We start from the raw sequence: 20,620 nt of genomic DNA, 5'->3' as shown, positions 1-20,620 counted from the left end.
TAAAGCCTGCTTTTTTATTTTATTTGGTTGACGTTTATTTTTTAAGCTTACTTATAATTTAAGCGGTTTTTTCTTTATTGAGACTTTCTAATAATAAATGTTTTAAACAAATTCTTAGTTAAGCTTTACTTAGAAGAAGAATTGAGTTAGGACAAACTACCTTAAATTAAACAAACTTTGTATTAATCTTTACTGGTTTTTATTAGATTATGAAGATTAACAAGTTTTAGTATTGCGTTAATTAATGGTTTTTTAAAACAAAAAAAGAGCAAACTTATTTAAGTCTGCTCTTTTTTCTGTAATTAATTTTAGTTTAAGCTGCTGCTTTATCTGTACAACAGGCCATTTTACAATCTTCTTTACAAAATGTTGTTCCATCATCATTTAAAGAGCAACATTCTTTTTCTTTTTCTGAAGCTGATGTTTTGTTTTTGCAAGTTTCTTTACATTCTTCTGTACAAGCATGTGCAGTTTTTTTAGAAGCAATAGACGCTTTGTAAAGTTCTCCACCAGCAATTCCGCTAACAAAAGCAGCTAAATCTTCTTTAGAAGTTGTATTTGCATCATATTCTATATTAGCAATGCTATCTGTAAAAACAACTTTTGCATCTAAAACGCCTTCTTTTTTAGATAATTTAGATTGTATTGTTTTTGCACAACCAATTTCACATGTCATACCAGAGATAGCTAAAGAAACATTTTCTTTTTTTACAGCTAATTTTTCTTTTTTAGGTTCGCTTTTACATCCTGTTAATACTAGGCAAACAAGAGCAAAAGAAAATAATATTTTTTGGATTTTCATTGTTTATGATATTATAAAGATTATGTTACAAATTTATTAATAAAAGAAATGACTTTTAAGATTTTATACAATTTTGTGAAAATTGTTGTAAAGAAAAAGGGTGAAAACAATTTGTTTTCACCCTTTTTTAAATTTAAAAAAGTTTACTATTTAAAATCTTCTTCAGAAACTTCTTCATCAATTTTTACTGAAACCAAAGTAGATTCAATTTTTTGAGGTCCCATACTTCCAGATTTTTTTGTTGGAAATAAAATACCCTCAAAATCTTTATAATCACTAAAAGTAGCTTCTTGGTTTTGTGTTTTACCACCCATAGACATCGTTTGAACTTCTTTTACTTTTAAGCCAGTTTTTACATCAAAATAAGTAGAAGTAGAAACTATTGTTCCTTTTTTAGAAAGTACGTAAACATCATTACCATCTAATTTTTCGATGCTAGTTAACACGGTTTCATCGTTATTTAACAATCCTAACTCAGGGAAAGTACCTAAAGTGTGTGTCATTTCTGATGCAATATTTTCAGGAAGAGATTGTCCGTTAGTGCTAACGCCGTCTTTATTGGTTAAGACTTTCATCATTACATTACCACCAATACTAATTTCGCTAGAGAAATTAGTGGCATCTCTTTTTTCAGAAATACTAAGTGTTTGTCCCATTGCACTTGCTTGGTAAGTAACAAAAACTGTTTTTACAGCTTTTACTTTTTCAACACCACCAATTGCTTTAAAGTAATTGTTAATAACAGTTTCTTTTGTAATTCCATCAGGTACAGGAATTGTCATTTCTGGTTTTTCTGTAGCGTCTCCGTTTTTATCAAAATAATTAATAGTATAACCTGTTTTTTCTAAATTGTCTAAAACCTCAATGGCTTTACCAGTAACTATTATACGAGCTTTATCACTACTAAAGTATTTTTTAGCTGCATTTTGCACGTCTTCTACGGTAACAGAATTAATGTTAGATAAATAATTTTCGTAGAAATCTGGAGCTAAATTATAACGAGCAATATTTAATGCATAACGAGCTGCAGTTGCTGGTTTTTGTACTTCCATAACAAAGTTACCAACGTAGCTAGCTTTTGCATTTTTTAGTTCTTCTGCAGAAACTTTAATATCTCTAATTTTATCTATTTCTTTTTTAATTTCTACAATAGAGCTGTCTGTAACGTTGTTACGTACACTTGCGGTAGCTCTAAAAGTTGCTGCTATTTTGCTTTGTCTAACGCTAGAGTAAGAGCCGTAAGTGTAACCTTTATCTTCACGTAAGTTCATAAATAAACGTGCAGTTCCACTACCACCAAGAATGTTGTTTGCTAATAAAGCAGCGTAATAATCTTTATCACCTAATTTTAAATCGATGTTATTTGCTATTACAACTTCAGATTGTACTGCATTTGGCATGTTAATAAAATCGATTTCTGTTTTAGAAACGTTTACTGGTTTTGGGAAATCAACTTGTGGAATCTCACTTTTTTTCCAGTCTTTAAATAACTTCTTTATTAGTTTTTTAGTAGCCTTAGGGTTTATATCACCCACAATAACTAAATAAGCATTATTTGGTTTGTAATAAGTATTGTAGTTTTCTTTAACATCTTCTAAAGTGATGTTGCTAACAGTTTCTTTAGAAATAAATTCTCCAAAAGGATGATTTTTTCCGTACAATAAAGCATTTTCTACTCTTCTAGCAGTACTTGTAACGTTTTTTTCATTAGACTTTAAACCATCTAAAGTAATTTTAATTTCCTTATCGAATTCTTCTTTTGCAAATTGTGAGTTTTTAATACCATCTGCCATTAAAGCCAATACTTCTGGAAAATATTTTGTTAATGATCTTGCTGATGCCCCAGAGCTAAAGAAATTAACATTTGCACCTAAAAAATCTACTTTTTCGTTAAACTCATCTTTAGTAATATTCTTTGTGCCTCTACCTAGTAAGCTACCCATTATGCTAGAAACGCCTGCTTTGTCTCCTTCTACAACAGGTTGATTGTCTATTGTTAAGCTAGCAGAAACTCTTGGTAATTTATGGTTTTCTACCATAATTATTTGCAATCCGTTAGATAAAGTAAATTTTTCTGATTTACCTAATTTAACTTTTGGTGCCGGACCTGGTTTTGGTTGTATGCTTCTATCTATTTGTGCATTTGTAGCAAAAGACATTGCTATAAGTGCGATAAGTGCTATTATCTGTTTTTTCATTTTATATGTCTTTTGTTAATTATTTTTTTGGTAAGTATTCTAAAGTTAATCGTTGATTAGGATTTAGATATTTTTTAGCCACTTCTCTAATATCTTCTCTTGTTATAGAACGATAAATATCAATTTCTGTATTAATCAAGTTTGTGTCTCCATACAATACATTGTATCTGGCTAAAGAATTTGCAATACCTTCTACACTAGAATTAGAATTTACAAATTGATTTTCGAATTGATTTTGAAGTTTTTGATATGTTTTTTCTGAAATTAAATCTGTTTGAAGTTTTACAATTTCTTCATCTATTTCTTTAACAATATCAGTTAATTTATTATCGCCTTGTGGTAAACCATAAATTATGTAAGTTCCGTAATCTTCTTGACTTAAGTTAATTGCACCAGCTTGTAATGCTATTTTTTTAGTGTCTACTAATTTTTTGTATAAGACAGAGCTTTTTCCTGTGCTTAAGTAAGAAGAAATCATATCTAAAACTCTAGAGTCTTTGGTTTTCATAGAAGGCGTTCTATAAGCAGTCATAACAGCAGGAATTTGAATGTTAGGATCATAACCTGTTGCAGAAATAGCTTCTGTTATTGGTTCTTCTTGTATTACATTTCTTTTGATGTCTTCTCCACGAGGAATTGGTCCAAAATAATCTTCAATCATTTTTTTTGCACTTGCAACATCAATGTCTCCTGCAACTACTAAAGTGGCATTATTAGGTGTATAAAACTTTTTATTAAATGCTAAAAACTCTTCTAGAGTTGCAGCATCTAAATGTTCCATTTCTCCAATAGTTGTTCCTTTATATGGGTGTTTTTTAAAAATTTCTTTTTTTACGTATTCTAAAAAACGAGAATATGGTTGGTTATCAAATCTTAATCTTTTTTCTTCTTTTACAACTTCGTTTTGAGTGTCAACACCTTCTTGGCCAATAATAGGGTGTAATAAACGCTCAGACTCCATCCATAAACCTAATTCTAAATTGTTAGAAGGAAATACTTCGTAATAATAAGTTCTATCATCAGTTGTGTTGGCATTATTTTTACCTCCGTTAGAAGAAACAATTTTAAACCATTCTCCTTTGCCTATATTTTTAGTTCCTTCAAACAATAGGTGCTCAAAAAAATGCGCCATACCAGTTCTGTCTGGTTGTTCATCTTTAGCACCTACATGATACATTACAGATGTTGTAACTACAGGAGCAGAATTGTCTTGATGTAAAATAACGTGCATTCCGTTATTTAAATCATACTCTTCAAATTCAACTTTTTGTGCATTTATAGAAAATGCAACTAAAAAAGCAGAAGAAAGAGCTAAAATACTTTTTTTCATCGATTTTTTGTTTATGAGATTGTTTTTTACGTAACGTTTGACGCAAACCTTACTTATTTGTTACGTTTATTTTAGATTAATTTACGCTTTAATAAAAATAATAAAGATAAATTGAATTCAGCTTGTTTTTAATTAAATCATTTAGAGGGTGTTAATTAAATTAATAAACTATTGTTAAGTTGTAAAAAAGATGTATATTTGCACCCGCATTTTGAGTTATTTAATGCAAATAATTAGTATAAATACGCAAAACAATAAGTATGTACGCAATCGTAGAGATAGCAGGGCAGCAATTTAAAGTAGCAAAAGACCAAAAAGTATACGTTCATCGTTTACAAGGAGAAGAAGGATCAGAAGTAACTTTTGATAACGTTCTTTTACTAGATAATGAGGGAGCAGTAACTATTGGCGCCCCAGCTATAGAAGGAGCCGCAGTAACGGCTAAAATTTTAGGTCATCTAAAAGGTGATAAAGTAATCGTTTTCAAAAAGAAAAGAAGAAAAGGTTACCAAAAGAAAAATGGACACAGACAATATTTAAGTGAGATTCAAATTGAATCTATTGCTGCTTCTGGTGCAAAAAAAGCAACAAAAGCAAAAGCTGCTCCTAAAAAAGCTGCAAAAGCAGATGACTTAAAGAAAATTGAAGGTGCTGGACCTAAGGCTGCTGAAGCTTTAGTAAATGCAGGTTTAGATACTTTTGCAAAAGTAGCAAAAACAGATGCAACTAAATTGAGTGAAATCTTAACTGAAGCAAGTTCTAGATTATCTCATATAGTTACTACTACTTGGCCAAAACAAGCTGGTTTAGCTGCAGAAGGTAAGTGGGATGAATTAAAAGAATTACAAGATAGATTAGACGGAGGAATTGAAAAATAATTCTGTTAAATTTAACTTTAACCTATAAAAACTCAATAAAATGGCACATAAAAAAGGTGTAGGTAGTTCGAAGAATGGTAGAGAATCAGAATCGAAACGACTAGGAGTAAAAATATTTGGAGGACAAGCTGCAATTGCAGGAAACATTCTTGTTCGTCAAAGAGGAACAACTCATAATCCAGGAGAAAACGTTTACATGGGTAAAGATCATACTTTACACGCTAAAGTTGATGGGATAGTAGAGTTTAGAAAGAAAAAAGATAATAAGTCTTACGTATCTATAACTCCTTTTGAAGTATAGAAGATAAGGTTTTAAACTTATTTTAAAACGCTCAAGCAAATTAATTTGTTTGAGCGTTTTTATTTATATAAAATATAGTATATTTCTCATTCATTCCCTAAATTTATGAGAAATACAACCCTTGCCCTTTTTTTTAGTTTTTTGTTTTTTATTAATAACATTACTGCTCAAGAGAATACAACTAATCAAGAAAAAATTATAGAAAAAGTAGAACTTTTTATTTTAGAAAAAAAGTTAGATTCTGCTAATTTTTATATAAAATCAGCAAAAAAAGATAGTTACACAGAAATTCTTCAAAATATTATAGATGAGAAAAATCTTTCTTATAAAGATTATTTAGATTTTATTTTTAAAAGCGGTAGTAAATCTTCTGTTGATTATAATAAAGTTTCAGAGTTTATAAACACTGTTATTAAAACCCCAAAATCATCAAAAATTAACAAAGATTATGTAGAAATAAAATGGGTTCAAATTTCTGAAGTAAGAAACAATGGAGATTTGACTAGCTCATCTTTAATGCAAACAGAGTTAGAAGAGTATGTAAATAAATTTAACGATAAAGATATAGATGTATTAAAGTTAAAAACTAAAATTACCACACATCATATAGTAATGTATCTTATAGAAAAAGATATAGAAAAAGGTAAAGCACTAGTATTAAAAGGTCTTGAAACAGCAAAAAAAATAGATGATAAAGAGTTGCAAATTACTTTTTTGTATCATTTATCAGATTTTTTAATTTTAGAAAGAAAATTACAAGAATATATAGATGTTAGTGAAGAGAGTTTAAGGTTAGAAAAAGAGTTGCCTAAAAAATCGCACTTTTATTATAGTACTATTGAGCACTTAATAGATGCGTATGTTTTTAAAGGAGATAGTAATGACAAGGTAATGTTGCTAATTGACGAACTTTATAATTATCCTTTAAGAAGAGTTTATTCTTACTCATTGTATGTAGAGTTAATATCTCATTTAGATAAATCATCACCTTTAAAGTTTGAGATTTTAGAAAAATTTAAAGTAAAAGATGTTTCAGAACTAATTTTAAAATTAGAAGATTTATCAAAAGATTTAAATTCTAATAATAAACTTAGTTTTATACAAGCTGCTGCTAGAGCATTCTATACTCACGGTTATACGGATTTAGCAATGAGCTATAAAGACAAAGCTATAGAAACTACTCAAAAAATATATTCTCAAGATTTATCACAATCTTTAGCAGATTATAAAACAGAACAAGCGTTAAAAGGTAAACAAAAAGAGATAGAGCACGAAAAAGAAAAAACAACATTATACGGAATTATAGCATTATTGGCTTTTGTTTTGTTTTTTATAGCATTAATAGTTTTAAGAAAAATAAATAAACAGTCTAAAGAACTTTCAGAAAAAAATAGCTTGATTCGTGAGGCACTAAAAGAAAAAGAGTTGTTGATAAAAGAAGTGCATCATAGGGTGAAAAATAATTTTCAAATAGTATCTAGTTTATTAGAGTTACAAAGTAAGGGTATAGAAGATGAAAAAGCGCTAGAGTTAGCTAATGAAGGTAAAAATAGAGTAAAGTCTATGGCTTTAATTCATCAAAAATTATATCAAAATGAAACAGGTTTGGTAGATTTTGATGAATACATTCATTTACTTGTTAAAGAATTGTCTGCTCTTTTTAAATCAGATAATAAGATAGATACGTCAATTAAATCAGAAAACATGAATTTTGATGTAGATACCGCTATTCCTTTAGGTTTAATTATAAATGAAATAATAACAAATTCTTATAAATATGCTTTTACTAAAGGGAAAGAAAATACATTGTCAATCTCTATAAATAAAGAAAACGACGATAATTTTAAATTAATTATAGAAGATAATGGACCAGGTTTATCTGACGATATTGATATTAAAAAAACAAAAAGTTTAGGTTTACGTTTAATAACTAGACTAGTAAAACAACTACATGGTAAATTAAAATTAACAAATGATAATGGAGCTCGTTTTGAAATCTTGTTTAAAGATATTCATGCAAGAGGTTTGGTAGATTAATTATATAAGTTATTTTTTTAATGAGCAAAGTAAAAGTTTTAGTAGTAGAAGATGAGATAATTATTGCAGATGGTATTTGCGATACTCTAGAAGAATTAGGTTACCAAGCATTAGAACCAGCAATTAATTATACAGAAGCTATAGAGATAATAATTGATGAAGAACCAGATATTGCAATTTTAGATGTACAATTGTCTGGAAAAAAGACAGGAATTGATGTAGCAAGAAGAATTAGAGAAGATTTTCATTTTCCTTTTATATTTTTAACTTCAAATTCAGATTCATTAACATTAAACGAGGCCAAGGAGGTAAGACCACAAGCATTTTTGGTTAAACCTTTTTCTAAAGAAGAACTGTATACATCTATAGAAATTGCCCTACATAATTTTGCTGAAAGTAAAATAAAAGAAGATGATTTTGTAGAAAAGGATTCAATTTTTGTAAAAGAAAAAGGTGTGTATACAAAATTAAAATTTGATGATATTTTATATCTAAAAAGCTCTCATGTTTATGTAGAATTGTATTTAATAAATGGTAAAAAGATTTTATTAAGAAGAGGTTTAAATGATGTTCTTAATAGCTTAAATAATTATTTTATTAGAGTTCAAAGAAGTTTTGTGGTAAACATTAAATACATATCAGAAGTTAAAAGTAATTCTTTAAAAATTGCAGAAAAAGAAGAGATACCAATCGGTAAAATGTTTAAAGAAGGTTTAATAAAAAGAATGAATCGTATGTGATAATTTTAAGAACAAAAACAACGCTTTTTAGAACAATTTTAAAAGATCTTTTTACAATTAAATTACTTTTGCCTCCGATATTGTGTTGGGGGACATAAATATTTATAATGGGCTATTTTATAAGCCTTCTAAAAAAAAAGTTACTATTCTAAAGTAACTTTTTTTTTAGCCTTTTTTTTAAAAGAGTACTTTACTAAGTTCTATTTAGTATTTTTGTAGCTATGAAATTTTTGTACGATTTATTAGTTTTTAAAGCTTCAATATTTTTACCTATTATCGCACTTTTCAATAAAAAAATAAAATTTTTTGTTGACGGAAGAAAAGAAACGTTTTCTAAAATAAAAGCTTTAAAGAATAAAAAAACAATTTGGTTTCATGTAGCATCTTTAGGCGAGTTTGAGCAAGCAAGACCAATAATAGAAGAACTAAAAAAGAATTACTCAACGTATAAAATATTAGTTACTTTTTTCTCTCCTTCTGGTTACGAAATTAGAAAAAATTATTATTTAGCAGATGTAGTTTGTTATTTACCTTTAGATTCTATATCTAATGCAAAAAAGTTTGTAGAAATTGTAAATCCAAAATATGCTGTTTTTATAAAATATGAATTTTGGCCAAATCTATTAAACGAATTAAAAAGAAAAGAAGTTTCAACCATTTTAGTTTCTGGAATTTTAAGAAAAAAACAATTGTTTTTTAAGAGTTATGGTGGCTTTATGAGAAAATCTTTAGAAGCTTTTCATCACTTTTTTGTACAAGATCTAAATTCTAAAGAATTATTAAATTCTATCAATTTTAATAACGTTACAATTGCTGGTGATACACGTTTTGATAGAGTTGCAAAAATTTTAGAACAAGATAATTCGTTAGATTTTATCAGTCAATTTAAAGACGGTAAATACACAATTGTTGCTGGTAGCACTTGGCAAGAAGATGAAGAACTGTTGGTAAATTACATCAATAATAAAACATCAGAAAACGACAAAATTATTATTGCTCCGCATAATATTAAACAAGAAGCAATTTTACAATTACAGAAATCAATCAATAAAAAAACAATTTTATATTCCGCTAAAGCGGATGAAAATTTAGCAGAATTTCAAGTTTTTATTATTGATACAATTGGTATTTTAACTAAAATTTATGCGGCTGCAGATATTGCTTATGTAGGTGGTGGTTTAAAAACAGGTTTACATAACATTTTAGAACCCGCAACTTTTGGAATTCCTGTGGTTATTGGAAATAATTATAGTAAATTTAAAGAAGCGGTAGATTTGGTAAAAATAGGAGGTTGTATTTCAATAAAAAACCAAGAAGAATTTAATCAAACTTTTATTAATCTAAAAGAGGATGAAGGTTTAAGAAAGTTAACAGGTGTTATCAATAAAAGATACATTAAAGATCATCTTGGTGCAACAGCATTAGTTATAAATTATTTAAAAAATAAAATTTAAAAATGGATTTTATATTACAACCTTGGGCATGGTATATTGGCGGTCCGTTAATTGCAATTTCTTTATTATTGTATTTTTATTTTGGTCAAAATTTTGGAGCATCCACAAATTTTGAAACTTTATGTACCATTGCAGGAGCAGATAAGTTTTCTGATTACTTTAAAAAAGATTGGAAAGACAGAGATTTTGCGTTGATGTTTGTTGTTGGGTTAATTATTGGAGGATTTATTTCTGCCTATTTTTTAACACCAGATAAAAGTATTGATTTAAACCCTAAAACGGTGCAAGAATTAACAGATTTAGGTTTTACAGAAGTAACAAATCAATATTTTCCTGATGAAATTTTTGGGGAAGAAGCATACTTTTCTTTAAAAGGATTCTTAATTTTAATTGTTTCGGGTATTTTTATTGGTTTTGGTACACGTTATGCGGGTGGTTGTACTTCTGGTCATGCAATTACTGGGTTAAGTAATTTAGAAATCCCTTCTTTATTAGCTGTAATTGGTTTTTTTATTGGTGGTATTATTGCTACTTGGTTTATAATTCCAATTTTATTTTAGCTAATAATTTGCATTAAACAAAAATAATTATGTTCAATTTGTCTCTTCGAGCGCAGTGGAGAAGTTAATTGAAAATTTAAAATATATTCAAAATGAAAAACATCAAATTTTTAATATTAGGCATCTTTTTTGCAATCGTATTAAGTAAAACACAAGCTATTTCGTGGTATCGTTTTTACGAAATGTTTAAGTTTCAATCTTTTCATATGTTTGGTATTATTGGTGGAGCAGTTGTAATTTCTATGATTTTTATGCAGCTTTTTAAAAATGGAAAAATAAAAGATATTAACGGGAACAAAATTGTACCAAAACCAAAGAAAAAAGGTTTTGTAAGAACAGTTTTAGGAGGAACATTTTTTGGTTTAGGTTGGGGAATTTCAGGAGCTTGTGCAGCACCAATTTTTGTAATTCTTGGTTTTAAATTAATACCTGCTTTAATTTTACTATTTGGAGCATTAATTGGTACGTTAATTTATGGTGTTTTAAGTAAAAAATTACCGAATTAAATGAGTAAACTGGTAGATAATTTTGGTAGACAAATGCAATACGTACGATTGGCAGTAACCGATCGTTGTAATTTACGTTGCCAATATTGTATGCCTGCTCACGGAATAGATATTGTACCAAGACAAGAATTATTAACTTTTAAAGAAATGTATCGCTTAGTTCGTGTACTCACAGAATTAGGCGTAAATAAAGTGCGTTTAACTGGAGGAGAACCTTTTGTGCGTAAAGATTTTGTAAAATTTTTAGAGATGTTATCTTACAACGATTTGTTAGATGCTATAAATATTACCACAAACGGCGCATTAATTTCTCATCATATTGATAAGATTGAAAAGCTAGAAAAAGTTAAAAATATCAATTTAAGTATAGATAGTTTGCAAAGAGAAAAATTTGCAAAAATTACTAGAAGAGATGTTTTTCCGGAAGTTTATAAAACTTTTGAATTACTTGAAAAAAGTAGTTTAAACTTAAAACTAAATGTAGTTGTACAATCTGGTTTTAATACCGATGAAATTTTAGATTTTGTACGATTAACAAAAGATAAAAATGTTGCTGTCCGATTTATAGAAGAAATGCCTTTTAATGGCAAAGGGCAACGTGATATGCAAGAAAATTGGACTTTAAAAAAAATTTTAAATGAAGTAAAAACAGCATTTTCTGTAGATGAAATTCGGTCAGAAAAATCATCAACTTCTAGAAATTTTAAAGTAGAAAATCATTTAGGAACTTTTGGTATTATACCTGCATTTACAAGAACAATTTGTAATGATTGTAATCGAATTAGAATTACATCTACCGGAACATTTAAAAATTGTTTGTTTGATGATGGTGTTTTTAATTTGCGAGATTTTATTAGAAAAGGAGCAAGTAATGATGATTTAAAAGAGCTGTTTTTAACCTTGGTAAAACAAAAGCCAGAAAATGGTTTTATAGCAGAAGCAAACCGTAAAAAAGGAAATGTTTCTGAAAGTATGAGCACAATTGGAGGGTAACAACTAATTTACATTTTTAGATGATTTCAGTAAAAGAAGCAAAAAATATCATTTTAAATTCAACGCAAGATTTTGGATTTGAAGAAGTTCCGTTTATAAAATCAGTTGGTAGAATTTTAAGAGAAAACATTCTTGCAGATAGAGACTTTCCGCCATTTAACAGAGTTTCTATGGATGGAATTGCAATTGATTATAAGTCTTTTAAAAACGGACAAAGAGCATTTAAAATAGAAGGAATTCAAGCAGCAGGAAGTGAGCAATTGTCATTGCAAAATTCTGAAAACTGTATTGAGGTAATGACAGGTGCGGTTTTACCAAATAAAGCAAATACAGTAATTCGTTACGAAGATGTAACTATTAAAAACGGAATTGCAACAATCAATATAGATGCTATAAACGAGAAGCAAAACGTTCACAATAAAGGAAAAGATGGTAAAGTAGGAGATGTTTTAATATCTGAAAACAAAATTATTTCAGCTGCAGAAATTGGTGTTTTAGCAACAGTTGGTAAATCAACAGTAAAAGTGGCAAAACAACCAAAAGTAATGATTGTTTCTACAGGTGATGAATTGGTTGGTGTAGATGAAACTCCGTTAGCGCATCAAATAAGAAGAAGCAATGTTTTTACATTAGTTTCTTTGTTAGAAAAATTAAATATTCCATCAGAAACGGCACATATAACAGATGATAAACCAGTTTTAAAATCAAAAATAAAAAGCTTTTTAAAAGAGTTTGATGTGTTGCTTTTTAGTGGAGCTGTTAGTAAAGGTAAATTTGATTTTCTACCAGAAGTTTTTGACGAATTAGGTGTAGAAAAACTATTTCATAAAGTTGCACAAAGACCAGGGAAACCATTTTGGTTTGGGCAAAAAAAGAATTTGAGTTCTGATAAACATATAGATGATAAATACCAAAAGAACACAATTGTGTTCGGTTTTCCAGGAAATCCAATTTCTACTTTTGTAAATTGTTTGGCGTATTTTTATCCTTGGTATTTTAAATCAGTAGGAGTAGAACCAAAAGAAGAAACTGCAATTTTAGGAGAAGATGTTTCTTTTAAACCAAATTTAGAATACTTTTTACAAGTAAAATTAGAAAGTAAATTCGGACATTTAGTTGCTTTTCCTGTAAAAGGAAATGGTTCTGGAGATTTGGTTAGTTTGGTAAATGCCGATGCTTTTATTCAGTTGTCAAAAACAGAAGAAATACTTTTTAAACAGGGTGAAAATTTCCCAATAATAAGATTTAGACAATGAGTGATTTTAGTCATATAAATTCAAAAGGAAATCCTAAAATGGTAAATGTTTCTGATAAGAAAATTACCAAAAGAACAGCTATTGCAAAAGCAACTATGTTTTTAGGAAAAGAAGTAATTGCTCATTTTACAAATGATGAGTTAATTACTAAAAAAGGTCCGGTTTTTCAAACGGCAATTATTGCCGGAATTCAAGGTGTTAAAAAAACATCAGAATTAATACCAATGTGCCATCCGTTGTTAATTAACGGTGTAGATGTAGACATAGAAATTATAGATTCTGAAAACATAGAAGTATTATGTAAAGTTACAATTACCGGTAAAACTGGTGTAGAAATGGAAGCTTTAACAGGTGCAAATATTGCATGTTTAACTATTTATGATATGTGTAAAAGTATCAGTCAAAAAATGGTAATTAAAGAAGTGAAATTGTTAGAAAAAACAGGTGGAAAATCGGATATTAAGAATTAAAATGTCTCCTCGAGTGCAGTCTAGAGGCTTTAATAGTTCTCGACTGCGCTCGAACTGATATTTTGAAAAAGTTTAACTTAAAATGAAAAAGCATACCAAACATACCAATTTAGAAAGAAGAGATAATGATAATTTTGCACCTAATGAAATTGCAATTCTAGGAACAAATTGTGGTGTTATTTCAGATTTAGTACATAAGGTCTCAGAGAAATTATCAAATTATAAACTAGCTTATTTTGATGCTTCTCATGCAAAATCTCTCGACTGCGCTCGAGATGACAGTTATAGTTTATCAGAGTATACTTTTCATCATCAAGGAAATTTACAAATAACTACTTCTGGAAACATAAATAAATTTCAGCAACGATTAGATTTTGCTCAATTCGATTACCTTTTTATTAACGGAAATCATTATCAAGGAGCAAAACAAATATTAATTCTAGATGAAGCTAAAGAGGCTTCTGTTTTAAAAAGATTAGAGCAGTTAGATCGAATTCAGTTTGTAATAAAGTTAAAATCTGAAACAGAATTTTTTCCTTTTTTAGAAGAAAAATATCCGCAGATAAAAAATATTACTTGTTATACTATTGATGAGGTTGATGCAATTGCAAATCATATTAATAATTTAATTCAAGAAAAAATTGCACCTGTAAAAGGGTTGGTTTTAGTTGGTGGAAAAAGTACTAGAATGGGTACAGATAAAGCCGAGCTTAATTATTTTGGAAAACCTCAAAAAGAAATTGCAAAAGAATGGTTAGAGAATAATAATTTAGAAACTTTTTATTCTGTTAGATCTTTCGACTCCGCTCAAGATGATAATCAGAATTTGAATGTCATTTCGAGCGCAGTTGAGAAATCTCAAAAAGCTCAAGAAATTTCTGATGTTTTTTTTAATTTAGGTCCTTTTGGAGGAATTTGTTCTGCGTTTCAAAAAGACCCAAATGCAGCTTGGTTGGTTTTGGCAACAGATGTACCTTTTGTAAATGAAGAAATTATTCAACAGCTTTTAAAGTCTAGAAATCCGAGTAAAACAGCTACTGCAATTAAAGGGAAAAACAAAGATTTTCCGGAGCCGTTAATTACCATTTACGAGCCAAAAGCATATCCTGTTTTACTACAATATTTAGCACAAGGTTATTCTTGTCCGCGTAAAATGTTAATCAATTCTGATGTAGAAATTGTAGAAATTAATGATGATTTTATCAGAAATATAAATACACCAGAAGAGTTTAAAATTGCCAAAAAAGAGATTGGAAATTAATGAAAAGAAGTCAACTTTAAGCTTTAAATAATTTTAAATGAAGAATAATCCTATAGAATTTTATACACAAGCAAAAATAGATTTAGAAAAAGAAGCTTTGGTATTAAAGAAAAAATTAATCAATGTTTCTATTTTTAGATTTGCTGTTTTTTTAGCAACTACATTTTTAATTTACTTGACCTTTGGTGATTTTCCAGATGTATTTATCATCGCTTGTTTAGGAATAGCATTATTCTCTTTTTTGGTGTTAACAAACACTAAAATAAAAAGAAAAAAACAGGTTATAGAAGCTAAAATTGTAATTAATAGCACAGAAATTAAAGTTTTAAATAGAGATTTTTATGATTTAGAAACTGGTGAAGAATTTGTAAATCCGTTGCATTATTTTAGCAATGATGTAGATTTATTTGGTAGAGGTTCGTTTTTTCAATACATGAATAGAACCGCTACAAATGATGGGAAATTACTTTTAGCAACTACACTTTCTGCAAATAACACGTCTAATATTGTAGAAAAACAGCATGCAATAAAAGAACTTTCTAAAAAAGTAACTTGGAGGCAACATTTTTCTGCCTTAGCAAGTTTAGTTTCAGTTAAAAATACTTCGGCAACTGTTATTGATTTATTTTCTAATTACAAGGCTGTTTTTTCTAAACATTTGGCAAAATTTCAAATAGTTTTTTCAATAATTTCTTTCACCTTAATTGGCTTGGTTTCTTTTGGTTTTATTGCATTTTCATTTGTTACAGCTTGGTTTTTTGTCGGACTTTTTATTACTGGTGCTTTCGTTAAAAAGACACAAAAATTATATTCAGAAACAGATAAAGTTAGAGAAACTTTTAGGCAATATCATCAATTGTTAAATGAAATAGAAAATGAAACTTTTACAGCATCAATACTAAAAGAGAAACAAGAAATTATAAAATCTGAAGAGAAAAAAGCTTCTTCAATTTTTAAAGAATTTTCTAAGATTTTAGATGGTTTTGATCAGCGAAACAACATCATTATATCTGTGGTTGGTAATGGCTTGTTTTTGTCTGAAATTTACAATGCTTGTAAGGTAGAAAAGTGGATTTTAAATTATAAACATACTGTACAAAAATGGTTTGAAGTAGTCGCGTTTTTTGATGCTCAGAACTCATTAGCAAACTTTAATTTTAATCATCAAAAATTTGTTTTTCCAGAAATCTTGGATGGGCACGAAACTATAAAATCTACTAATTTAGGTCATCCTTTGTTAAAAGTAGATCAAAGAGTTGATAACGATTTTATAATTGATGATGCACAATTTTTTATAATTACAGGCGCAAATATGGCTGGTAAAAGTACTTTTTTAAGAACCGTTTCTTTGTCTATTGTAATGGCAAATTGTGGTTTGCCCGTTTGTGCAGAATCCTATTTATATTCGCCAATAAAATTGATAACAAGTATGCGAACTTCTGATTCTTTATCTGAAGATGCCTCTTATTTTTATTCGGAATTAAAGCGTTTAAAGTTTATTATTGATGAAATAAAATCAGAAAAATACTTTATTATTTTAGATGAAATTTTAAAAGGAACTAATAGTAAAGATAAGGCAATTGGGTCTAAAAAATTCGTGGAAAAATTAACAAAATCTAAATCTACAGGAATTATTGCAACGCATGATATTAGTTTGTGCGAATTAGAAAACGAGTTTTCTAGTGTAAAAAACTATTATTTTGATGCAGAAATAATTAATGACGAGCTACATTTTGATTACACTATGAAAAACGGTGTTTGTAAAAATATGAATGCTTCTTTTTTACTGCAAAAAATGGAAATTGTTTAGTTTTCCCATTCTAAAGTTTCTACCAAGTGTAAAATATCTTTTTTAATATAATCTACGGCAGGTAAAATAGAATCGTAATTTGGTTTTGCATAAAAATATAAAGAACCTTTTATAAAGTTTTTTGTGCTATCTGTAACATGAAATTGTAGATGAGAAGCTGCGTTTCCTGTAATTTCATACAAGCTACCAAAAACTCTTTTCTTAGGGTTTACAAAATCTATTGGTGGTTTAATTTCTTCTGCTTTTACAGCATGTTTAAAAACCAGTTTTTCAGATTCGGTTAAAAGTTCTCTTAGGTTGTTATTTATAGGTCTGTATGTAATATCTATAGAAGCTTTTAGTTGAGGGTACTTAATAGTTATCCAATTATTTTCTTTGTTTATAACAGTAGTGTTTTTTAAAATATTAAAACTATAAGGTCTAGAGATTTCTAAGTTTTTATACGTTTTCTGTGGATATTCTAAACTTAAATAAGCCTTTGGTTTTGGTAAAACATCTTCTTTACAAGAAAGGAATAGAGTTAAAAAAATCAATAAAAAAAATTTACGCATTTCTAGTTGCTTTTACTTGTTTAATACGTTTTTTGTCTAACGCTTCTATTGTAAACGTATAGTTCTTGAAACTTATTTTCTCTCCTTTTTTAGGAAATTTTCCAGAAATTTCTAAAATAAAACCAGCAAGAGTTTCACTTTCTCCTTTTTCTTCTTCAAAAACATCTTCATCTTCATCATCTAAAACTTTACAAAAATCTTTAATTGTAATTTTACCTTCAAAGATATAATTGTTCGCATCAATTTTAGAATAAGATAAATCTTCATCATCAAATTCATCATTAATATCACCCACAATTTCTTCAATAACATCTTCTAAAGTAACCAATCCGCTTGTTCCTCCGTATTCATCAACAACAATTGCTAAGTGGTTTTTCTTCTCTCTAAAATCACCTAACAAATCGTCTAATTTTTTATTTTCTGGTACAAAGAAAGGTTCTCTAAGTAAATCTTGCCACTTAAATGTTGTTTTGTCTAAGTGTGCAAGTAAGTCTTTTGCGTATAAGACGCCAATAATATTGTCTATATTTTCTTTGTAAACAGGGTTTCTAGAATATCCGTTTTTTAATATTTTTTGTAAAACAGTTTCGTAAGGTTCATCATCTGATAGTGCAAAAATATCTATACGAGGTTTCATAATTTGTACAGTTTCTGTATTACCAAAATTTACAATTCCTTCTAGTATTTTTTGTTCGTCTTTTGTGGTTGCTCCTTCAGAAGTTAACTCTAGCGCCTGAGATAAGGTTTCTACAGAAAAATTAGAGTTTTTATTTCCTAGATTTTTTTCTATCCACTTTGTTAGGGTAATTAATGGCAAACTAAAAGGTGTTAGAAAAAAGTTTATACTATGTATAAATTTAGACATTACTCTAGAGAATTTAAGTGCATTTCTAGAGGCGTATACTTTTGGCAAAACTTCTCCGAAAAGTAAAATTAAGAAGGTTACTAGCACTATTTCTATTAAAAATCTAATAGAAATAGTAAAAAGAAATAGGTTTAATTGATAATTAAAATTGCCAAAAAGTGTTTCTGATAAAGATGCAAATAGCAAAACAATTAAAATATTAATAAAATTGTTAGTTATTAATATTGTAGCTAATAATTTTCTAGGTCTTTCTAATAAGGTAACAACAATATTTTCTTCTTTTCCGTTATTAGAAAGTTCATTTAAGTTTGTTTGTGTAAGAGAAAAAAAAGCAACCTCTGCGCCTGATACTAATGCAGAACTTATAAGTAGCGCTATTAAAGTTATTATATTAAACGAGGTTAATAGATCTATACTTGTAAAAAATAATATTTTGGGGTCTGGATCCAATTTTTAAGGTTTAAGTTAATTTAAAAAGGTAAATCATCTTCTTCTTCCATTTCTACAGATTTTGGAGCTGGAGAAGGTTTTTGATTTTGTACTGGGTTAATATTATTAGTTTCTGTATTTTTTTTGTTAGAAAGCATGGTCATTTCATTAACAACTATTTCGGTAGAATAACGTTTAACACCATCTTGTTCCCATTGACGGTTTTTTAGTTTCCCTTCAACATAAACTTTATCTCCTTTTGTTAAATATTTTTCACACACTTTGGCTAATCCGTTTCTTACAACAAGGTTATGCCAATCTGTACTTGTAACTTTTTCTCCGGTTTGCCTGTTTGTGTAACTTTCTGATGTTGCAATAGGAAAACGACCTACACAGTTTTGATCATCAAAATAATGCATTTTAACATCATCACCTAAATTACCAATTAAAATTACTTTATTTATTGTACCTGCCATAGCTTGTGTATTTCTATAACAAAAATACTAAAAATATCAATTACTTTTTAGGTAGGTGTTTTTCTAAGAAATTTGCTATTAAAATAGGAACAGGGTATTTTTCAATTTCACTCCATTTAATAGTTGCTTCTGATAAATTTTTGGTTTCAACAATCCAAAATTGTGTATATAAATGTTGATGAGATAATTTATGAACAATTTCTTTTTGATTAAAAAGTGAGATTGTGGTTTCTTCTGGAAATAAATTGATAAATTCTTGGGATGATATTAACTCTTCTTTATTAATAACGTTTTTGGTTTCTATTAACGGAAATTGATACAAGCCTTGCCAAATACCTTTTCCTTTTCTTTCTGATAAAATAGTTGTTTGCTTGTTGGTTTTTATCACTAAAAAATTAAAATAACGTTTTCTAACTTTTATTTTTTTCTCTTTAACAGGTAGCTCTTTAATTAATTGTTTTTCTAATGCAACACAACTATTAGAAAACGGACAAGTATTACATAAAGGATTTTGTGGTTTGCATTGTATAGCACCAAAATCCATAATTGCTTGATTAAAAGTACCTGGTTGTGTTTTATCTATTAAAGACTGCGCAAGTGTTTTAAACTCTTTAATTCCTGCAGATGTGTTAATAGGTGTTTTAATTCCGTAATAGCGAGAAAGTACCCTGTAAACGTTTCCATCAACAACAGCGGTAGCTTCGTTAAAGCAAATAGACGCTATTGCAGATGCGGTATAATCTCCTATACCTTTTAATTTAATAATTTCTTTGTAAGTTGATGGGAATTCTCCGTTTAGTTCGTTTGCAATTAATTTTGCAGAAAAATGAAGGTTTCTTGCACGAGAATAATAACCTAAACCTTGCCACATTTTTAAAACGGTACTTTCGTCTGCATTTGCAAGATCAAAAACAGTAGGAAAAGCTTCTGTAAATTTTAAATAATATGCCAAACCTTGGGCAACTCTTGTTTGCTGAAGCATGATTTCTGACAGCCAAATAAAATAAGGATTCTTAGTTTTTCGCCAAGGTAAATTTCGGCTGTTTTGTAAATACCAGAAAATTAATGTGTTATAAAAAATCATTGATAAAAAATAGGATTACAATATTACATTTTAAAATTCACATAATTTTAAGTGTTATTATTTTTGGAATTGATTAATTGTCATATATTTGCATCCGCATTTTTGGAAGTAAATTAATAAAAATATAGTAAAATATTAGAGACATGACGAAAGCAGATATCGTATCAAAAATTTCAGATAAATCAGGAATCGAGAAAACAGAAGTTTTAGCAACTGTTGAAGCATTTATGACTGAAGTGAAAGATGCATTAGAAAGTGGAGATAACGTATATTTAAGAGGTTTTGGTAGTTTTATAATTAAAACAAGAGCCGAAAAAACTGGTAGAAATATTTCTAAGAATACTACAATTAAGATTCCTGCACACAATATTCCAGCTTTTAAACCAGCAAAAACTTTTACAGAAGGAGTAAAAAGTAAAGTAGCTGTTAAATAACAAAATATTAATCTAAACCTTAAACGGTTAAAAAAACAACAGAAATTATGCCAAGTGGTAAAAAAAGAAAGAGAGCAAAAATCTCTACACACAAAAGAAAGAAAAGAGCTAGAGCAAATAGACACAAGAAAAAGTAAGCATCCGCTTACTTTTTCGTTTCTTGTTTAGACGAAAGAAGTTAAAAA

At 28.4% G+C, this 20,620-nt stretch carries 20 protein-coding genes; 13 read left to right on the top strand and 7 right to left on the bottom strand.

Annotation, left to right across the window (positions count from 1 at the left end; all coding sequences use genetic code 11):
* Positions 1–313 precede the first annotated feature (313 nt).
* The 3 genes from KI686_RS00625 to KI686_RS00615 all read right to left on the bottom strand — a co-directional run bounded on the left by KI686_RS00625 (position 314) and on the right by KI686_RS00615 (position 4,330).
* The gene (locus KI686_RS00625) at positions 314–802 is read right to left on the bottom strand and encodes a cation transporter (RefSeq protein ID WP_237587290.1); all 489 of its coding nucleotides are present in this window, start codon (positions 800–802) and stop codon (positions 314–316) included.
* A 146-nt stretch (positions 803–948) separates the two neighbouring features.
* On the bottom strand, positions 949–3,000 hold the full coding sequence (locus KI686_RS00620; RefSeq protein ID WP_237587289.1) for a M16 family metallopeptidase: 2,052 nt from the start codon (positions 2,998–3,000) through the stop codon (positions 949–951).
* 19 nt (positions 3,001–3,019) lie between these two features.
* Positions 3,020–4,330 carry a M16 family metallopeptidase gene (locus KI686_RS00615; RefSeq protein ID WP_237587288.1) on the bottom strand — a complete coding sequence of 437 codons (1,311 nt, stop codon included), beginning with the start codon at positions 4,328–4,330 and terminating at the stop codon, positions 3,020–3,022.
* A gap of 260 nt (positions 4,331–4,590) precedes the next feature.
* Here KI686_RS00615 and rplU point away from each other — a divergent pair, with 260 nt between their 5' ends.
* The 12 genes from rplU to KI686_RS00555 all read left to right on the top strand — a co-directional run bounded on the left by rplU (position 4,591) and on the right by KI686_RS00555 (position 16,596).
* Positions 4,591–5,208 carry a 50S ribosomal protein L21 gene (gene rplU, locus KI686_RS00610; protein WP_237587287.1) on the top strand — a complete coding sequence of 206 codons (618 nt, stop codon included), beginning with the start codon at positions 4,591–4,593 and terminating at the stop codon, positions 5,206–5,208.
* A gap of 40 nt (positions 5,209–5,248) precedes the next feature.
* Positions 5,249–5,509: a 50S ribosomal protein L27 gene (gene rpmA, locus KI686_RS00605; protein WP_237587286.1), complete on the top strand. Its 261-nt coding sequence runs from the start codon at positions 5,249–5,251 to the stop codon at positions 5,507–5,509.
* A gap of 105 nt (positions 5,510–5,614) precedes the next feature.
* Positions 5,615–7,546, top strand: coding sequence for a sensor histidine kinase (locus KI686_RS00600; RefSeq protein ID WP_237587285.1), 1,932 nt, complete (start codon positions 5,615–5,617; stop codon positions 7,544–7,546).
* Between the two features lie 20 nt (positions 7,547–7,566).
* A complete protein-coding gene (locus tag KI686_RS00595) occupies positions 7,567–8,286 on the top strand; it encodes a LytR/AlgR family response regulator transcription factor (RefSeq protein WP_237587284.1) in 720 nt (239 codons plus the stop codon).
* A 221-nt stretch (positions 8,287–8,507) separates the two neighbouring features.
* Positions 8,508–9,740: a 3-deoxy-D-manno-octulosonic acid transferase gene (locus KI686_RS00590; RefSeq protein WP_237587283.1), complete on the top strand. Its 1,233-nt coding sequence runs from the start codon at positions 8,508–8,510 to the stop codon at positions 9,738–9,740.
* Between the two features lie 2 nt (positions 9,741–9,742).
* Entirely contained in the window at positions 9,743–10,300 is a 558-nt protein-coding gene (locus tag KI686_RS00585; RefSeq protein WP_237587282.1) for a YeeE/YedE family protein, read from the top strand.
* A 92-nt stretch (positions 10,301–10,392) separates the two neighbouring features.
* Complete coding sequence (locus tag KI686_RS00580) at positions 10,393–10,806, top strand: DUF6691 family protein (protein ID WP_237587281.1); 414 nt, start codon at positions 10,393–10,395, stop codon at positions 10,804–10,806.
* Positions 10,807–11,799, top strand: a complete 993-nt coding sequence (gene moaA / locus KI686_RS00575; protein ID WP_237587280.1) for a GTP 3',8-cyclase MoaA — start codon at positions 10,807–10,809, stop codon at positions 11,797–11,799.
* Positions 11,800–11,819: 20 nt separating this feature from the next.
* Positions 11,820–13,055, top strand: coding sequence for a molybdopterin molybdotransferase MoeA (locus KI686_RS00570; RefSeq protein WP_237587279.1), 1,236 nt, complete (start codon positions 11,820–11,822; stop codon positions 13,053–13,055).
* On the top strand, positions 13,052–13,525 hold the full coding sequence (gene moaC, locus KI686_RS00565) for a cyclic pyranopterin monophosphate synthase MoaC (protein WP_237587278.1): 474 nt from the start codon (positions 13,052–13,054) through the stop codon (positions 13,523–13,525). The genes KI686_RS00570 and moaC overlap by 4 nt, the downstream gene beginning before the upstream one ends.
* A gap of 82 nt (positions 13,526–13,607) precedes the next feature.
* Positions 13,608–14,786, top strand: a complete 1,179-nt coding sequence (locus KI686_RS00560; RefSeq protein WP_237587277.1) for an NTP transferase domain-containing protein — start codon at positions 13,608–13,610, stop codon at positions 14,784–14,786.
* 37 nt (positions 14,787–14,823) lie between these two features.
* Positions 14,824–16,596, top strand: coding sequence for a MutS-related protein (locus KI686_RS00555; RefSeq protein WP_237587276.1), 1,773 nt, complete (start codon positions 14,824–14,826; stop codon positions 16,594–16,596).
* Here the strand turns inward: KI686_RS00555 and gldD are convergent.
* The 4 genes from gldD to mutY are packed head-to-tail and all read right to left on the bottom strand — an operon-like array spanning position 16,593 to position 20,001.
* A complete protein-coding gene (gldD, locus tag KI686_RS00550; protein WP_237587275.1) occupies positions 16,593–17,147 on the bottom strand; it encodes a gliding motility lipoprotein GldD in 555 nt (184 codons plus the stop codon). The two genes, KI686_RS00555 and gldD, sit on opposite strands and share 4 nt — an antisense overlap.
* Positions 17,140–18,462, bottom strand: a complete 1,323-nt coding sequence (locus KI686_RS00545) for a gliding motility-associated protein GldE (RefSeq protein ID WP_237587274.1) — start codon at positions 18,460–18,462, stop codon at positions 17,140–17,142. The genes gldD and KI686_RS00545 overlap by 8 nt, the downstream gene beginning before the upstream one ends.
* Before the next feature lie 20 nt (positions 18,463–18,482).
* Positions 18,483–18,917, bottom strand: coding sequence for a single-stranded DNA-binding protein (locus KI686_RS00540; protein WP_237587273.1), 435 nt, complete (start codon positions 18,915–18,917; stop codon positions 18,483–18,485).
* A gap of 40 nt (positions 18,918–18,957) precedes the next feature.
* Complete coding sequence (mutY, locus tag KI686_RS00535; protein WP_237587272.1) at positions 18,958–20,001, bottom strand: A/G-specific adenine glycosylase; 1,044 nt, start codon at positions 19,999–20,001, stop codon at positions 18,958–18,960.
* A 143-nt stretch (positions 20,002–20,144) separates the two neighbouring features.
* Here mutY and KI686_RS00530 point away from each other — a divergent pair, with 143 nt between their 5' ends.
* A complete protein-coding gene (locus KI686_RS00530; RefSeq protein ID WP_237587271.1) occupies positions 20,145–20,435 on the top strand; it encodes an HU family DNA-binding protein in 291 nt (96 codons plus the stop codon).
* The last annotated feature ends 185 nt before the right edge of the window (positions 20,436–20,620 follow it).

This window comes from Polaribacter sargassicola (assembly GCF_021991835.1).
GTDB classification, from domain to species: domain Bacteria; phylum Bacteroidota; class Bacteroidia; order Flavobacteriales; family Flavobacteriaceae; genus Polaribacter; species Polaribacter sargassicola.
Note: the sequence above shows the minus strand (reverse complement) of the source record. Positions and strands in the feature narration are given on the sequence as shown.

Excerpts from the sequence above, each read along its gene's own strand:
- KI686_RS00625 (WP_237587290.1), bottom strand. The coding sequence starts at position 802 with ATGAAAATCCAAAAAATATTATTTTCTTTTGCTCTTGTTTGCCTAGTA.
- KI686_RS00620 (WP_237587289.1), bottom strand. The coding sequence starts at position 3,000 with ATGAAAAAACAGATAATAGCACTTATCGCACTTATAGCAATGTCTTTT.
- KI686_RS00615 (WP_237587288.1), bottom strand. The coding sequence starts at position 4,330 with ATGAAAAAAAGTATTTTAGCTCTTTCTTCTGCTTTTTTAGTTGCATTT.
- rplU (WP_237587287.1), top strand. The coding sequence starts at position 4,591 with ATGTACGCAATCGTAGAGATAGCAGGGCAGCAATTTAAAGTAGCAAAA.
- rpmA (WP_237587286.1), top strand. The coding sequence starts at position 5,249 with ATGGCACATAAAAAAGGTGTAGGTAGTTCGAAGAATGGTAGAGAATCA.
- KI686_RS00600 (WP_237587285.1), top strand. The coding sequence starts at position 5,615 with ATGAGAAATACAACCCTTGCCCTTTTTTTTAGTTTTTTGTTTTTTATT.
- KI686_RS00595 (WP_237587284.1), top strand. The coding sequence starts at position 7,567 with ATGAGCAAAGTAAAAGTTTTAGTAGTAGAAGATGAGATAATTATTGCA.
- KI686_RS00590 (WP_237587283.1), top strand. The coding sequence starts at position 8,508 with ATGAAATTTTTGTACGATTTATTAGTTTTTAAAGCTTCAATATTTTTA.
- KI686_RS00585 (WP_237587282.1), top strand. The coding sequence starts at position 9,743 with ATGGATTTTATATTACAACCTTGGGCATGGTATATTGGCGGTCCGTTA.
- KI686_RS00580 (WP_237587281.1), top strand. The coding sequence starts at position 10,393 with ATGAAAAACATCAAATTTTTAATATTAGGCATCTTTTTTGCAATCGTA.
- moaA (WP_237587280.1), top strand. The coding sequence starts at position 10,807 with ATGAGTAAACTGGTAGATAATTTTGGTAGACAAATGCAATACGTACGA.
- KI686_RS00570 (WP_237587279.1), top strand. The coding sequence starts at position 11,820 with ATGATTTCAGTAAAAGAAGCAAAAAATATCATTTTAAATTCAACGCAA.
- moaC (WP_237587278.1), top strand. The coding sequence starts at position 13,052 with ATGAGTGATTTTAGTCATATAAATTCAAAAGGAAATCCTAAAATGGTA.
- KI686_RS00560 (WP_237587277.1), top strand. The coding sequence starts at position 13,608 with ATGAAAAAGCATACCAAACATACCAATTTAGAAAGAAGAGATAATGAT.
- KI686_RS00555 (WP_237587276.1), top strand. The coding sequence starts at position 14,824 with ATGAAGAATAATCCTATAGAATTTTATACACAAGCAAAAATAGATTTA.
- gldD (WP_237587275.1), bottom strand. The coding sequence starts at position 17,147 with ATGCGTAAATTTTTTTTATTGATTTTTTTAACTCTATTCCTTTCTTGT.
- KI686_RS00540 (WP_237587273.1), bottom strand. The coding sequence starts at position 18,917 with ATGGCAGGTACAATAAATAAAGTAATTTTAATTGGTAATTTAGGTGAT.
- mutY (WP_237587272.1), bottom strand. The coding sequence starts at position 20,001 with ATGATTTTTTATAACACATTAATTTTCTGGTATTTACAAAACAGCCGA.
- KI686_RS00530 (WP_237587271.1), top strand. The coding sequence starts at position 20,145 with ATGACGAAAGCAGATATCGTATCAAAAATTTCAGATAAATCAGGAATC.